The sequence below is a fragment of the Actinacidiphila sp. bgisy160 genome, assembly GCF_057707815.1.
The window spans coordinates 24,944-39,412 of the sequence record NZ_JBYIQW010000011.1 but is presented as its reverse complement, the minus strand read 5'-3'; the positions used below and the strand labels follow the sequence as shown (position 1 = coordinate 39,412).

Annotated in this window: 11 protein-coding genes; 9 read left to right on the top strand and 2 right to left on the bottom strand. The window is 71.1% G+C overall.

The features are described 5' to 3' along the window. Nucleotides 1-46 precede the first annotated feature (46 nt). Together AC3EUJ_RS12330 and AC3EUJ_RS12325 are read left to right on the top strand one after the other, a co-directional pair. Nucleotides 47-565 (top strand): hypothetical protein, encoded by a 519-nt coding sequence (locus tag AC3EUJ_RS12330; RefSeq protein WP_431961151.1) that lies wholly within the window; start codon nt 47-49, stop codon nt 563-565. Between the two features lie 92 nt (nt 566-657). Beyond that, the gene (locus AC3EUJ_RS12325) at nt 658-4,077 is read left to right on the top strand and encodes an AfsR/SARP family transcriptional regulator (RefSeq protein ID WP_431961150.1); all 3,420 of its coding nucleotides are present in this window, start codon (nt 658-660) and stop codon (nt 4,075-4,077) included. Between the two features lie 7 nt (nt 4,078-4,084). On the opposite strand, the gene ku (AC3EUJ_RS12320) is transcribed toward AC3EUJ_RS12325, so the two are convergent. Continuing rightward, nucleotides 4,085-5,038 carry a non-homologous end joining protein Ku gene (gene ku, locus AC3EUJ_RS12320; protein ID WP_488180954.1) on the bottom strand — a complete coding sequence of 318 codons (954 nt, stop codon included), beginning with the start codon at nt 5,036-5,038 and terminating at the stop codon, nt 4,085-4,087. Between ku (AC3EUJ_RS12320) and AC3EUJ_RS12315 the strand changes: the two genes are divergently transcribed. The 5 genes from AC3EUJ_RS12315 to AC3EUJ_RS12295 all read left to right on the top strand — a co-directional run bounded on the left by AC3EUJ_RS12315 (nt 5,032) and on the right by AC3EUJ_RS12295 (nt 12,247). After that, nucleotides 5,032-6,174 (top strand): tyrosine-type recombinase/integrase, encoded by a 1,143-nt coding sequence (locus AC3EUJ_RS12315; RefSeq protein WP_431961148.1) that lies wholly within the window; start codon nt 5,032-5,034, stop codon nt 6,172-6,174. The two genes, ku (AC3EUJ_RS12320) and AC3EUJ_RS12315, sit on opposite strands and share 7 nt — an antisense overlap. Then, nucleotides 6,171-8,660 (top strand): tyrosine-type recombinase/integrase, encoded by a 2,490-nt coding sequence (locus tag AC3EUJ_RS12310; RefSeq protein ID WP_431961147.1) that lies wholly within the window; start codon nt 6,171-6,173, stop codon nt 8,658-8,660. The genes AC3EUJ_RS12315 and AC3EUJ_RS12310 overlap by 4 nt, the downstream gene beginning before the upstream one ends. After that, entirely contained in the window at nt 8,657-9,184 is a 528-nt protein-coding gene (locus tag AC3EUJ_RS12305) for a DUF6262 family protein (protein ID WP_431961146.1), read from the top strand. The genes AC3EUJ_RS12310 and AC3EUJ_RS12305 overlap by 4 nt, the downstream gene beginning before the upstream one ends. 79 nt (nt 9,185-9,263) lie before the next feature. Continuing rightward, entirely contained in the window at nt 9,264-10,313 is a 1,050-nt protein-coding gene (ku, locus tag AC3EUJ_RS12300) for a non-homologous end joining protein Ku (protein WP_431961145.1), read from the top strand. 113 nt (nt 10,314-10,426) lie between these two features. After that, nucleotides 10,427-12,247: a hypothetical protein gene (locus AC3EUJ_RS12295; RefSeq protein WP_431961144.1), complete on the top strand. Its 1,821-nt coding sequence runs from the start codon at nt 10,427-10,429 to the stop codon at nt 12,245-12,247. 170 nt (nt 12,248-12,417) lie between these two features. On the opposite strand, the gene AC3EUJ_RS12290 is transcribed toward AC3EUJ_RS12295, so the two are convergent. After that, entirely contained in the window at nt 12,418-12,594 is a 177-nt protein-coding gene (locus AC3EUJ_RS12290) for a Ku protein (protein ID WP_431961143.1), read from the bottom strand. Between the two features lie 41 nt (nt 12,595-12,635). On the opposite strand from AC3EUJ_RS12290, the gene ligD reads away from it, so the two are divergent. Both ligD and AC3EUJ_RS12280 read left to right on the top strand, forming a co-directional pair. Continuing rightward, on the top strand, nt 12,636-13,535 hold the full coding sequence (gene ligD, locus AC3EUJ_RS12285) for a non-homologous end-joining DNA ligase (protein ID WP_431961141.1): 900 nt from the start codon (nt 12,636-12,638) through the stop codon (nt 13,533-13,535). A gap of 14 nt (nt 13,536-13,549) precedes the next feature. Further along, nucleotides 13,550-14,425 carry an ATP-dependent DNA ligase gene (locus tag AC3EUJ_RS12280; protein ID WP_431961140.1) on the top strand — a complete coding sequence of 292 codons (876 nt, stop codon included), beginning with the start codon at nt 13,550-13,552 and terminating at the stop codon, nt 14,423-14,425. Nucleotides 14,426-14,469 lie beyond the last annotated feature (44 nt).

Below are 14,469 nucleotides of genomic sequence, written 5' to 3'. Positions count from 1 at the left end.
TCCGGGGCCGGGGGGCCTGGTAGTGCTCGGTCAGGACGGGGGAGTCATGACGTGGAAGAGGTTCGCCGTGCCGGCGCTGCTCGGCATCGCCGTGCTCGGCACATTGACCGGATGCACCGTGCCGGTGGCCGGTACCACCGGTATCTCCGTGAGCGAGGACGGCAGGCCGCTGGGGGTGATAGTGGTCTGCCACGACCACATCGACGGGGCCACGCTTTACGACTCCGACGCGGACGACGCCCCGGCTCGCCTCGGCAGGTGGAGCCGCGGCAAGCCGGCCACCGGGTTCACCACGTGGTTGCTGGAGAGCGGCGGCAGGGGCTGGAGCGCCGAGGTGCCCGCGTCCGTCCCCTTCACACCGCACCGCACCTACAGCCTGTACGGCTGGACCCGGGACAACTCCTGGTCGACGGCGCACGTGAGTTTCACGGCGGCGCAGTTCGCCGGGCTCGAGCCCGGTCAGGTCCGCTGGTACAAGGGCATGGGGGAGCCGGGCACCGACGGGGACGGCAACGCCACGACGTCGATGGGGGAGTTCCGGGCGGACGCGTGCGAAGGCAGGTGACCGGTTCTTCGTCTGCGGCGCCGCGTTAGCGCGGTTTCCCATCGCGGCCGCAACCACGACCCGGGGGCGGAGGCACCGGCCGCTCGGACAGAATGGGGGGCGTGCGCTACGGCATTCTCGGGACGACCCAGGCTCATCGCGACGACGGCACCGTCGTTCCGCTGGCCGGTGCGCGGCTGAGGGCGCTGCTCGCCGCACTGGCGCTGCGCCCCGGGCGGGTGCGGACCACCGACGCGCTGATCGGCGAGGTGTGGGAGGACGAACCGCCCTCCGACGCCACAGGGGCGCTGCAGGCACTGGTGGCCCGGTTGCGGCGGGCGATCGGGCACGAGGCGGTCGGATCGGTGGACGGCGGCTACCGCCTGGTCGCCGTGCCGGACGCCGTGGACCTGTACCGCTTCGAGCGGCTCGTGCAGGACGGCGGCCGGGCGCTGGCCGACGGTGACGCGGCCAAGGCCGTCGAGGCCCTGGACTGCGCGCTCGCGCTGTGGCGCGGCCCGGTGCTCGCCGACCTCCCGGAACGCACGTCCGTCGCGCCCCGCTACGACGCGCTGCGGCTGGACGCCCAGCGGCTGCGGATCACCGCGGAGGTGGCGCTCGGGCGTGCCGAGCAGGTGCTGCCGGAGGCCGTGGAGCTGGCCGTGGCCCATCCGCTGAACGAGGCCGTGCAGGTGCTGCGGCTGCGCGCGCTGGGCGAGGCGGGCCGGGGCGCCGACGCGCTGGTGGCGTACGAGGAGGTGCGGCGCGAGCTCGCCGAGACCCTGGGCACCGATCCGGGCCCGGAGTTGCGCGCCCTCCACGCCGAGCTGCTGAATCCTCCCGCCTCCGCCTCCGCCTCCGCCTCCGCCCCCGCCTCCGCCTCTGCCCCCGCCCCCGCCTCCGCCCTCGCCCCCGCCTCCGCCACCCCCGCCCCGGCGCCCCCGTCCGGGAGCCCGGCGCGGCTCGGCAACGCGCGCGCCCGGCTGACCAGCTTCGTGGGCCGCGAGAGCGACCTGTCCGCGATCGCCGCGGACCTGGCGGCGGCACGGCTGGTCACCATCACCGGCCCCGGCGGCACCGGCAAGACCCGCCTGTCGCAGGAGGCCGGCGACCTGGTCGCCGACCGCTGGCCGGACGGCGTCTGGTTCGCGGAGCTGGCACCCGTGGAGGACCCGCGCACCGTGGCCGTCGCCGTGGTGAACGCGCTGGGCCTGCGCGAGACGCTGCTGCACGCCGCCTCGGCGACCGAGGCGGCGCTGGCCGCCGAGGCGAAGGGGGGCGCGGCCAAGGACCCGCTGCTGCAGCTCGCCGAGTACTGCGCGGAACGCCGCATGCTGCTGGTCCTGGACAACTGCGAGCACGTGATCGGCGCCGCCGCCGAGCTCGCGGAGCGGCTGCTCGCGCACTGCCCCGGGGTGGCGGTGCTGGCCACCAGCCGGGAACCGCTGGGTGTGCCCGGCGAGTTGATCCGGCCGCTGGACCCGCTGCCGCAGACCCCCGCCCTGCGGCTGCTCGCCGACCGCGGCGCGGCGGCGCGACCCGGCTTCACCTCGGACGAGGACCCGGAGGCCTGCGCCGAGCTGTGCCGCCGCCTCGACGGGCTGCCGCTCGCCATCGAACTGGCCGCGGCCCGGCTGCGGATGATGACGCCCCGTCAGCTCGCGGGCCGGCTCGACGACCGCTTCCGCATCCTGACCGCCGGCAGTCGCACCGTGCTGCCCCGCCAGCAGACGCTGCGCGCGGTGGTCGACTGGAGCTGGGGCCTGCTCAGCGAGGCCGAGCGGATCGTGTTGCGGCGTTTCGCGGTGTTCGCCGGCGGCTGGGACCTGGCCGCCGCCGAGGCGGTGTGCGGCGAGGACGGCGGCGCCGTGGACGCCCGTGACATCGCCTCCGTTCTGGCCTCGCTCGTCGACAAGTCGCTGGTCGTCGCCGACCTGGCCGAGGACGGCGCGCGTTACCGGATGCTGGAGACGATCGGCGAGTACGCCGCCGAACGCCTCGACGAGGCCGGTGAGCGCGACACCGTGGGGCGCCGCCACACCACGTACTTCCGTGAGTACGCCCGCACCGCCGACCCGGAGCTGCGCGGACCGCGCCAACTGCTCTGGCTGGACCGGCTGGAGCGCGAGCACGAGAACCTGCGGGCCGCGATCCGCCGGGCGGTGGACACCGGGGACGAGCAGGAGGCGCTCTGCCTCGTTCTGTCCTGCAGCTGGTTCTGGGAGATGCGCAACTATCGCAGCGAGATCGGGCATTGGCCCGCCGTGGTGGTCGCGATGAGCCCGGTGGACGCCTTCGCCGAGCCGCTGCGGCTCCCGCCGCTGGACCGCGGGCCACTGGAGGACCCGCCGCCGATGACGCCGCAGCAACTCACCGAGGCCCGGCGCTGGGTGCGCACCGGCGAGGTGTTCGCGTACATGGGCGAGCACGACGTGTGGAACGACCCGAGGCTGATCGAGCTGGGCGAGGCGATCATCGAGGCCTACCCGCCGGAGCTGCCGCAGTCCAGCCTTCGGCCCGGGCTCTTCCGCATGCTCGGTGGCGTCCTGAGCGGGCGCTTGGATCGCGTGCCCGAGCTCATCGACGGCACGGTGGAGAGCTGCCGGTCGCACGGCCGCGTGTGGGAGCTGGCGTTCGCGCTGCAGTTCCGCGCCAAGGTGATGAACGACATGCAGGGCCGGCTCGACGCCTCCATGGACGACATCCGCGAGGCCAGGGAGCTGTTCGGCCGGGTCGGCGACGACTGGGGGATGGCCGAGGCGCTGGCGGCGGAGGCCGAGGCGACCGCCAACGCCGGCGACTGGGCGCGTGCCGCGGAGAGCTGCCGCGAGGCCATCGAGCTCGCCCGCAAACTCGGTGCGTACCAGCACGTGCCGATCATGATGGTCCGCCTCGGCGACGCCCTCGCCAACGCCGGCGACCTCGAGGAGGGCGAGCGGCTGATCCGCGCGGGAGTCGCCGAGGCCGCGCGTTTCCGGCCGGTGGGCGACGACGCGGACTACTACGGCAAGGTACTCCTCATCGCCCTGCTCGCCCGGCGCGGTGAACTGGACGAGGCCTTCGGGCTGCTCGACGTCATGCAGTCCGACCCACCGCGCGGCATGCCCTCGTTCATCGTCGGACTGCTCGCGGCCATCCGCGGCTGGCTCACCGGCATGGCCGGTGACCCGCACGGCGGCCTGCCTCATCTCGTCGAGGCGGTCGCCTCCATGGAGGGGCACCCGCTCAGCCAGGTCATCGGGCCGCGCATGGGCGTGCTGCTCTTCCCGCCGGGCGTCGCGCTCTTCACCGCCATCGCGGGTCTGCGGAACGGCGACGACGTCCGCGGCCCCGCGCGCCGCGCCGCGGTGTTGCTGGGCGCGCACGACGCGCTGCGGCAGACCGCCTGCACCCCGTGGGAGCGGATGAGTCTGGACGAGGACGCGGTACGCCTGCGCGGGTACCTGGGCGAGGAGGACTTCGCGGCGGCCCGCCGCGAGGGCGGGGGGCTCACCTTCCCCGAGGCGGTCGAGCTGCTGCGCGAGCCCGTCTGAGGCCCCCTCAGCCGGCCTTCTTGCGGGGCGCCGCCTTCTTCGCCGCGGTCTTCTTGGCCGCCGCCTTCTTCGCGGGGGTCTTCTTGGCGGCCGTCTTCTTCGCCGGGGCCTTGCCGGCCGCCGTCTTCTTCGCGCCGGTCTTCTCCGCGCCGCGGGCGTCGATACTGGCCTGCAGCGCGGCCATCAGGTCCACCACGTTGTCGGGGGCGGCGGTGACCTCGCCCATCTCGGGTACGGGCTCGCCCTCCAGACGGGCGGCGACGAGCTCGTCCAGCGCGTGCTGGTACTCGTCGTGCATCGACTCCAGGTCGAAGTCCTCGGAAAGGGTGTCCATCAGGCTCCGCGCCATCTTCAGTTCCTGCGGCCGCACGGTGACCTTCTCCGGCGGCGCCAGCCCCTCGGCCGCGCGGACCTCGTCGGGCCAGTACATCGTGTGCAGCACCAGCACGTCCTGGTGGACGCGCAGCAGCGCCAGCGACTCGCGGGTACGCAGCGCGATCTTGGTGACGGCGGCCTTGCCGCTGCTGCTCAGGGCCTCACGGAGCAGGACGTACGGCTTGGCGGCGGCGGTCTCGGCGCCGACGTAGTAGGCCCGGGACAAGGAGAGCGGGTCGATCTCGTCGGCGTCGACGAAGGCGAGCACGTCGATCAGCTTCTTGCTGGGCAGGGGGAGGGCGGTCAGGTCCTCGTCGGTGAGCACCACCGTGCGGCCGGTCTCGTCCTCGTACCCCTTGGCGATCTCCGCGTAGGGGACCTCCTTCCCCTCCTTCTCGCAGAACCGCTTCATGCGGATGCGGCCGCCGTTCTCCGGGGGTTGGGAGTCCGTCGCGTGACGTGGTGCCGAGGGCCGTCGTTGAGGATGCCGCGACGGTTCTCCGGGGGTGTGGCTCTGCGTTGGATCGTTGCGCACGGCTGTGAAGTGAGGGGTTCTTGGTGCAAGCGTTTCGTGTGCGGATGCCATCCGGTGCCGCCTACTGGACGGTGGTCGATGGCGATCTCCAGGTGGTGAAGGAGGCAGACCGGTTCCTGCTGGGCCTGCGGCTGGGCAGGGACCGTGCGGAGTCGACGACGAAGTCCTACGCGGGTGGGATCGCGTTGTTCCTGCGCTGGTGTGCGGCGACCGGCCGGGACTGGCGTACGGCCGCCCGCGACCTCAGCTCCTTCATCCTCTGGCTGAAGTGGCAGCCCTGCAGGTCTGAAAGGCGGCCGACGGTGGTGCCCGGGCCAGGGGCGGAGCCGGTCCGCAAGGCTCGCCGGATCAACGGGGTACTGGCGGCGGTTCGGGGGTTCCTGGCCCATGCGGTGGCGGAGAAGGCCGTGCCGGGCTGGGTCCTGGAACGGCTCTATGAGTTGGGCGACACGCGCGATCTCCCGGTCCAGGCGCAAGGTGAGGACGGGGCCATGCGTTACCGGCTGCGGGCTCAGCACCGGTTGCCGGAGTCGGAGCCGGAGGTCGACCGGGCGAGCGACGAGGAGATCGTGGCGATGTTCCGGGCCTGCCGTTCGGCCCGAGACCGGCTCCTGGTGCTGCTGCTGTCCCGGGTCGGGCTGCGTCGGGGCCAGGCCGCGGGCCTGCGTCGCAGCGACGTCCATCTGCTGATGGACTCCGCTGCCCTGGGATGCCCGGTCGGGGGCGCCCATCTTCACATCGTGCGGCGGCAGAACCAGAATCAGGCGTGGTCGAAGTCGCGACGCTCGGTCGTGCTGCCGGTGGACTTCCTGGTGGTGCAGGCCTTTGACCAGTACGCGCTGGAACGCCACGAGCGGCTGGGAGCCGCGGGCGGCGACTTCGTCCTGGTGAACCTCTTCCGGGAACCGCTGGGCTCACCGGTCACGCCGGACGCCATCGGCGAGACGGTGGAGAGCCTGGCACGGCGGGCAGGCCTGGAACGGAAGATCGCGCCGCACATGATGCGGCACGCGATGGCCAGCAACGTCGCCGACGCGGGCGGCACCCTGGACGAGATCCAGATGCTCCTGGGCCACAGGCACCCGGAGTCCGCCCGCCCCTACCTGCACCCGGCGGATGCCCGGTTGAGGAAGGCGATCGATCGTGTTCCCTCACCGCGTGAACTGACCGAGGAGGGCCTTCGATGACCCTCAGGGCTGTCCCGGCCCCGGGTCCCGAGCACGGGCAGGACCCCGGCGGCGTCTCGGCATTGTGGGCGGCGATCGACCCCGACTTCCTGGCCGTCCTCGGGTGGTCGCCCACGGTCCGCGTGCTGTTCTTCCCGGCCGACCACGCTCAACTCGGCACGCCGCTCTGCCGGGTGAAGGGCTGCTCGCAGACGAGCTACAGCAGGGAGCTCTGCTCGGGCTGCCGACTGCGGTGGAGAGAACTGGGCAAACCCGCGCTGGACGAGTTCGTCGAAATGGGCCGCGGTGACGGGCGTCGGGTCGGCGTCGAGACCTGCTCGGTGTCCGGATGCGAGCGGCCGTTCCGCTCGTGGCGGCGGCCGCTTTGCTCGACACACATGAGTCAACTTGACCGCAGGAAAGTGACGGTGGAGGAGTTCCTCGCGCTCGACGACATCGTCGCACTGCCCGGTTTCGGGCCCTGCGAGGTCGTGTCCTGCCACCGGGACAGGGACGGAAAGTCGCCCTACTGCCACGCCCACCGTGTTCGCCTCTCCGACGCGATCCGGCGAGGACGGCTCACGGCCGATGATGAGGAGCGTTGGCGGCGTACGACCGCCCCGGTCACGGCGAACAACGAGGTGAGCCTGCGAGGGCTGCCCGACCGGGTGGTCGCCGAGATCCTTTACGGCATCCAGGCCCGAACCAGCGAGGGTTTTCACACCACCCAGTTCCAGCTCCGCAACCTCACCAACCGGCTGCGCGAACTCGAACTTCCCTCGCTGTGCGCTGTGGAACCCGATCACGTCTCCCGCGGCGTCCGGGGGCTGTGCAGCAGCCTGGTCACCCTCGTCGGCCGGGTCGGCCTCACCCCCGATGGCGAGCGGATCAAGGATGTATGGAACGGCGCCGTGTTCGGCCACTCCGGCCAGGTGCGCTTCACCGCGATCCATCAGCCGTGGCTGCGGGACGCGCTCAAGGAGTGGGCCTTCTTCTCGCTGCCTCAGCGTCGCGGAAAGGCTCTCAGTAGCGTTCAGCAGATCGTCAATGCCTTCGCGCTCCTCTCCGAGAGCCTGCGGCTGCAGCGGGAGGATCACGGCGACGACGTCCGCGAGGTGGGCCGACGTGACATCGTCGCGTTCACCAACCGCCTGGCCTACCTGCACCACACGGGGGAGATCTCTGCCCACCAGTGGCTGGTGACCTGCCGCTTCGTCCACCGCAACCTGGTCCGGATGCGGTCGCTTGGACTCGCTCGCCCGGGACAACCTCTGCACGGGCTGCCGGACGACTTCGCACTTGTCGCCGAGGACATCCCCGACGATCCGGAGGACTCCGAGGCGGGCAAGGATCTGCCTGCCGAGGTGATGCGGCAGCTCTGCGACCACCTGCCGTCCCTTGTCGGTCACCGCCGCAACGGCCAGGAGAACCGGGTGGCCGTGGAACTGCTGATCGACACCGGTCGGAGGCCGCAGGAGATCTGCCAGCTACGCTGGGACTGCCTCAAGCAGGATGCCGACGGCCAGTTCCTGCTGATCTACGACAACTACAAGGCCAACCGCAAGGGACGCCGGCTGCCGATCTCCAAGACCACGGCTGGAGTGATCACCCAGCAGCAGGAGCGGATCCGTGCCGACTACCCCCTGACACCGACCGCAGAATTGATGCTTCTGCCGACCAGGGTCGGCAATCCGTGGGGGCGGAAGCCGATCGGGCCCGGCTGGCTGTCCGGCCGTCACCGTGAGTGGGTTCGCTCGCTGCCGGACTTCCTGGTCCCCACGCGTCTCGAGGTCGAGGGGCAACCGGTGACCAAAATGCTGCCGTTCGACAAGTCCAGGATCTTCCTCTACGCCTACCGGCATACCTACTGCCAGCGGCACGCGGATGCGGGGGTTCCTGTTGATGTCCTGCGCGTCTTGATGGACCACCGGCGGATGGACACCACGCAGGCCTACTACCGCATCAGCGAGGAACGGCGGCGCGAGGCCGTCGACCGGGTCACGGAGATGCAGTTCGACCGGCACGGCAACCGCGTCTGGCGCCAGGCCAAGGCCCTGCTCGACTCCGAGCACGCCCGCCGCGCGGTCGGCGAGGTCGCGGTCCCTTACGGCGTCTGCACCGAACCGTCCAACGTCGCCGCCGGCGGTCAGGACTGCCCGGTCAGATTCCGTTGCGTCGGCTGCGGCCACTTCCGCACCGACGTTTCCTACCTGCCCGACCTGGAGGCCTACCTCGCCGACCTGTTGCGCAATCGCGAACGACTGGCCGCTGCACTGGACGCCGACGACTGGGCGAAAGCCGAAGCGATGCCGTCGGACGAGGAGATCCGGCGGGTGAGACGGCTGATCAAACGTGTGAAGGACGGCATGGACGACCTGGACGAGAAACAGCGCACCGAGATCGAGGACGCCGTCGCCGTCGTCCGCCGCGGACGACAGAGCGTCCTGCTGGGTATGCCCCGCGTCCGCCAGCCGCTACCCGACCTGCGCCCCGAGAGGACCCCATGACCAGCACGGACCCTATGGCCGAGGGCAGGCGGGCCGACGCGGCCAGACGCCGGCAGCGCGTACTGAAGGCGATCGAGGCAGCCACCAAGGGGGGCGAGGAGATCACCGCCGCCGGCATCGCCAGGGCCGCTGGAGTGGACCGCTCGTTCCTCTACCGTCACCGCGACCTGCTGCAACATCTCCACACAGCCGCCGGCAACCCAGCCTCCTTCGATGGACAGACCCCCGTGAGCAGGGCATCGCTGCAGGCAGACCTCGCGAACGCCCTCGAACGCAACACACGGCTGGCGACCCGCGTCCGGCAACTGGAGAAGCGGCTGTCAGAAATGCTCGGCGACCAGGCCTGGCGCGAGTCGGGGCTGGGTGCCAGCGCAGACCTCGACCAGCTCCAGCGACAGGTCACGACCCTCGAACAGCGGGTCGTCGACCTCCAGAGCCAACTGGAGGAGCGCACCGAGGACCTCGACGCCGCACGGGCGGCGAACCGCGAGCTGACCCGGACGCTGAACCAAAGCCAGAGGTGACCTCGTGGCACCGCCGAGATGCGATCACTGCAGAGCCGGGGTCCGATGGTTCTGGAGAGATCAAGGAAGGCGGATCACGATGGCACGCGCAGTCTGGAGCGGCGTACTGACCTTCGGCTTGGTGTCCGTGCCCGTGCAGCTCTTCACGGCGACCGAGAGTCACACGATCCGTTTCAACCAGATCCAACGCGGCACCTCTGACCGGGTGCGCAACAAGCGTGTGAATGAGCGCACCGGTGAAGAAGTCCCCGTCGACGAGATCGTCAAGGGTTTCGACATGGGGGACGAGTACGTGGTCGTCGAACCCCAAGAGCTCGACGAGATCGCCCCGGGACGTTCCAAGGCGCTGGACATCACGGGGTTCGTCGGCCTGGAGAACGTCGACCCCATCTACTTCGACAAGAGCTACTACCTGGCCCCACGCGGCCAGGAGTACTCGAAGGTCTACACCCTCCTGCACCAGGCGTTGGCGCGGTCCGGCAAGGTGGGGATCGCCACCGTCGTCATGCGCAACCGCGAATACCTCGTCGCCGTGAAAGCAGAAGAGGACGTCCTGGCTCTCCACACCCTGCACTGGGCCGACGAGGTCCGCGACCCGCGACGCGAGATCGGGAACATTCCCGAGGCGAAGGAAGTGGTCGACCGCGAGTTGCAGACCGCCGTGCAACTCGTCGACGCGTTGAGCATCGACTGGGATCCGCACAGCTACCACGACACATATCAGGAGAAGGTGCGGGAACTCGTCGAGGCCAAACGTTCCGGAGCGGTAGTGGAGAAGGGCGAGGCGCCGCCGTCGTCCACCAACGTCATCGACCTGATGGAGGCCCTGCAGGCCAGCGTCGACCGGGCCAAGACCGCCAAGGGCGGTGCTGCCGGGAAGGCTGAATCCACGGAAGGGCGACCGCCCACCCAGTTGCGGAAGGCCGCCGAGAAGCGGCAGGCAACGCGTGCGGCAAAGAAGACGGAGAAGAAAACCGCGAAGGCCTCGGAGCTGGAATCCCTGAGCAAGGCGGACCTCTACAAGCGGGCATCAGACGCCGACATCCCGGGACGCTCGACAATGACCCGGGAGGATCTGATCAAAGCTCTCGCCGGCACAGGCGGACGACGCAGGACCCGAGCGTCTTGACGCCCCTACCTCAGGTCCAGGCTGCTTGACGCAGGAACCAATCCCCTCGACATGGCGCTGACCGGCTGGCAAGCTGCGCACATGACCTACGGAATCGAGTCCCACTTCACCCTGTGAGCGCCCAGGAAGAGCGCAAGGCGCTCACTCCCCCGACTGCTCTGTATGACCACGCCCTACGTCTGTTGCGCGAGTCCCCCGAGGGTGTCCCGCTCCGACGCGGCTATTCGCTGCCGCAGAAGAACGCAGCGGGCGAGGATCTGCTTCCTCGAGAAGAGGCGAAGAGCGCCATCTTGAAAGCGCTGAGCCCACTCCCGGATGACCCCGCCACCCTGCATCGCCGCTTCGAGCGACTTGGCATTCAGGATCGCCACAGGCACCTGATCAAGTCCAGCGTCGCCGGCCTGGCACTGCCAGCCGAACAGGTTGGTGCGGCCCGGGCCTTGGGGCGGCGGCTGATCCGGACCGGTACGACCGCGTCCGCCGTCACCGTGGGTATCGCCCTTCTGGGTCGCCTCGGCGAGCCCGAGGACGTCCCGTATCTCTCTGTTCTCGGCCTGTTCCGGGATCTCACCGGCGCAGCTGTCAACGCGCTCGACAACCTCGATCGCCAATCCGCGGCTGTCGTGTGGCTCGTGGTCTACGCCCGCCGCGACGAGCTGCAGTCGCTCGTCCACGCCCTATGGACAGCTGACCGGCAGGCCGTGCGCCCGGAGCTGGTCGCGCTTCCTGACTCACCACGCCTCGTCAGCAGCGCGGTCGCCCGCCGGATCGCGGAGGCTTCCCACCTGCCCGACCTACTCGATCACCATCCCTCCGACACCCGCCTGCTCGCTCGTGCGGGCAGGCTGCTCGTCCGGATGGGATGCTCACGCGATGATCCGACCGACCTCCTGGCCTACCGTGACGCGCTCCGTGTGTACGACAGGGTCGTCACTCGGTCCGATCTGCTGCCGCCCACCCTCGACAACGCAGCCATGCTGCTATCGCTCGCCCTGGACCTGAGCAGCGGCACCGGCGTGCTGCTGGACTGGGCGCCCGGACGGCGAGCGGCACTGCTGGAATCGCTTGGGCGGCTGCTGGCCGAGCCCCGATGGGCGGTGGCGGGCGCGACCGGAGGCGAAGAGGACAAGCGGCGACGATCCGACTGGATCCGCCGCACCGGACGGCAGCCGTTCACACGTCCGGCGACGCCCGACAAGTTCCGCATCGAGGTGGTGGCCGGCGACCCTGCGGACCGAAATCCCGTTGAGACACGAGTGCTCATCGATGGCCGGCCGGTGGTCCCGGCAGCGTTTGGCCGCGGTCCCGTCCACAGCCCCGAGTATCTACTGGACGATGGCCGCCTGCGCGCCGGTGAGGAGCCCCGCGAAGTGCAACTCGCGGAAGCCTCCTGCACCGAGGGGTGCTGCGGCGCGCTCTACGTCACCATCCGGCGAGACGCGGACCAGGTGGTGTGGGAGAAGTGGCGGCAGACACTGCCGGGCTCTCGCGAGCCCGCGCCCGAGCTGCCCACGTACTGGTTCGACGCCTCCGAGTACGACACTGCGATCGCCAGGGCGGAGACCGACAGCTCCTGGTCTTGGCGGGCACGAACCATCGCCCGCCTGATCAAGGCGGGGCTGATCGAGGAGCCGGACTTGTTGAGCCAATGGGATGCAAGCCGAGGCTGGATCAGCAGCGGCTTCGATGACCCCGACACCGCCGAGGTGACCTTCTGGTATGTGCCGGGGCTGGCGTCCGGCAGACCGGAACGAGCCGACAGTCCCCTCCAGTTCCGCTGGGTCATTCCGGACGACGGCACAACGCCCGAGGCGCAGGCCGCCGCCGCCTTGCGCCGGCTGGGCGAAGAGGACCCGAAGTCCTACGCACGAGTGTGCGGCGGCAGCCGCGAGCGAGCCGAGGAGCTCGGGTTCCCCTGGCCTGACAGCGTCTGACCAACCGCCTTCGACCCATCGATACGCGGCCCTGAACCGCGTCATCTCACGGACGACCTTGGCGCGTGCTGGCCAAGGTCGTCCGATGCGTGGCGGCGCTGCAACCGAGCGTTGTGAGCGACCACCCCCAAGGGTGATGGCGCCACAGGTGTCGCACGCGATAGTTTCGGCTACGCCGGTGCTGAGCTGCACAGATTCGGCCCGTCATTCGCCGGAACAGCCCGCACCCCCAGAGAACCGCCGTCCTCGGCGTGCACCTGGTGCAGCGAGACGCCGTGCTCCTCGGTGGCCGCGTAGAGCTTGACGGGAATGGAGACCAGTCCGAAGCCGATCGCACCTTTCCACATGGATCGCATACTTTCGTCCCTTTCCGGGGACTTTCCAGACTATGCCCGCCCCCTCAGCCTCGCCCGACCGGCAGACGGTCGAGGTGGACGGCCGCCGCGTCGTCCTCACCCACCTGGACAAGGTCGTCTTCCCGGTCACCGGTCACACCAAGGCACAGCTGCTGCGGTACTACGCCGGCATCGCCCCGGTGCTGGTGCCGCACGCCACCGGGCGCCTGGCCTCCTTCGTCCGCGCTCCGGAGGGCCCGCACGCCCAGCGCTGGTTCGCCAAACGCCCGCCCGCCGGCACGCCCGACTGGGTGACCACCGCCGGGGAGGCCGACGAGCCGCACGTCGTCGTCGACTCCACCCCCGCCCTGGTCGCCATGGCCAATCTCGGCGGCTGGGAGGTCCACGTCCCCCAGTGGACCGTGGCGGGCGGGCGCGACGCCCACGACCGGCTCGTCCTCGACCTCGACCCCGGCGAGGGCGCCGACCTCGTCCTGTGCTGCCGGGTCGCCGAACGTCTGCGGCAGATGATGGAGGACGACGGGCTCACCACCTCCCCCGTCACCTCCGGCAGCAAGGGGCTGCACCTGTACGCGCCGCTGCGGCCCGTCAGCGAGGCCGCCGCCACGGGCTACGCCAGGGCGCTCGCCGTTCGTATGCGCGACGAGCACCCCGGCCTCGTCGTCTTCTCCATGACCCGCAGCCTGCGCGCCGGGAAGATCTTCATCGACTGGTCCCAGAACGCCTCCGCGAAGACCACCGCCTGCCCGTACACCCTGCGGCTGCGCGACCGCCCCGGCGTCGCGACCCCGGTCACGTGGGAGGAGATCGCCTCGTGCCGGAAGGCCGAGGACCTCGCCTTCACCCCGGAGGAGGTCCTGGAACGCGCCGCCCACCGCGGCGACCTGCTCGCCGCCCTGGACGACGCCGCCGGGCGGGGCACCCTGCCGTGACGGGCGGCCCCCTCGTGACCGATCCCCTCCCGCTCCCCGTCCGCGTCGCCCTGGCCCGCCGCGTCGACGCCGTCCCCGCGGCCGACGCCCTCCCCGGCGGCTGCGCCTACGAGCCCAAGTTCGACGGCCACCGCATGGTCGTGCTCACCGGCCCCGTGCGCCTGCAGACCCGCTCCGGCCGGCTCGTGACGGCCACCTTCCCCGAGATCGCCGAGGCCGCCAGGGCCCTGCCAGCCGGTACCGTCCTCGACGGCGAGGTCGTCATCTGGCGGGACGGCCGCATCGACTTCGGCGCCCTCCAGCGCCGCGCCCTGCGCGGCTCCACCCGCGGCCCCGTCCTCCCCGCCAACTACGCGGCCTTCGACCTGCTCGCCGCCGGCGGCACCGACCTGCGCGGCCGCCCCTACGACGAGCGCCGCGCCGCCCTCGTCGCCCTGCTGGAGCCGCTCGGGCCGCCGCTGCAGGCCGTTCCCATGACGACCGACCGCGACGAGGCGCTCCAGTGGTACGCCTCGCTCGCCCCGGCCGGCATCGAGGGCCTCGTCGTCAAGGGCCGCGGCCAGCGCTACCGCCCCGACCGCCGTGACTGGCTCAAGCTCCGCCACGCCGTTCCGCAGGACGCCGAGGCCATCGGTTTCACCGGCACTCCCCGGGCCCCCCGCGCCCTCGTTCTCGACCTCGGCGACGGCCCCTTCGCCTCCGCACCTCTCGACGCCTCCCTGCGCACCCAGCTCGCGGCGCTCCTGGTCCCCCCGCCGCCTCCGCTCGGCCCGGCCCTCGACGACGGCACCCCCTACCGCCCGCTGCCCGCCCCCCTCCCCGTCGAGATCCTCCAGGGCGAGGGCCGCCACGCCCTCACCACGGTGCTGCGGCTGCGGCCCGACGCGTGACCGGCGAGGCGGCCACCACCCGGCGCCCGAAAGGCCGTTGAACG

What these genes read in the sequence shown, in the direction of transcription:
- AC3EUJ_RS12330 (WP_431961151.1), top strand. Translation starts at nt 47, where the DNA reads ATGACGTGGAAGAGGTTCGCCGTGCCGGCGCTGCTCGGCATCGCCGTG.
- AC3EUJ_RS12325 (WP_431961150.1), top strand. Translation starts at nt 658, where the DNA reads ATGGGGGGCGTGCGCTACGGCATTCTCGGGACGACCCAGGCTCATCGC.
- AC3EUJ_RS12315 (WP_431961148.1), top strand. Translation starts at nt 5,032, where the DNA reads ATGCCATCCGGTGCCGCCTACTGGACGGTGGTCGATGGCGATCTCCAG.
- ku (WP_488180954.1), bottom strand. Translation starts at nt 5,038, where the DNA reads ATGGCATCCGCACACGAAACGCTTGCACCAAGAACCCCTCACTTCACA.
- AC3EUJ_RS12310 (WP_431961147.1), top strand. Translation starts at nt 6,171, where the DNA reads ATGACCCTCAGGGCTGTCCCGGCCCCGGGTCCCGAGCACGGGCAGGAC.
- AC3EUJ_RS12305 (WP_431961146.1), top strand. Translation starts at nt 8,657, where the DNA reads ATGACCAGCACGGACCCTATGGCCGAGGGCAGGCGGGCCGACGCGGCC.
- ku (WP_431961145.1), top strand. Translation starts at nt 9,264, where the DNA reads ATGGCACGCGCAGTCTGGAGCGGCGTACTGACCTTCGGCTTGGTGTCC.
- AC3EUJ_RS12290 (WP_431961143.1), bottom strand. Translation starts at nt 12,594, where the DNA reads ATGTGGAAAGGTGCGATCGGCTTCGGACTGGTCTCCATTCCCGTCAAG.
- ligD (WP_431961141.1), top strand. Translation starts at nt 12,636, where the DNA reads ATGCCCGCCCCCTCAGCCTCGCCCGACCGGCAGACGGTCGAGGTGGAC.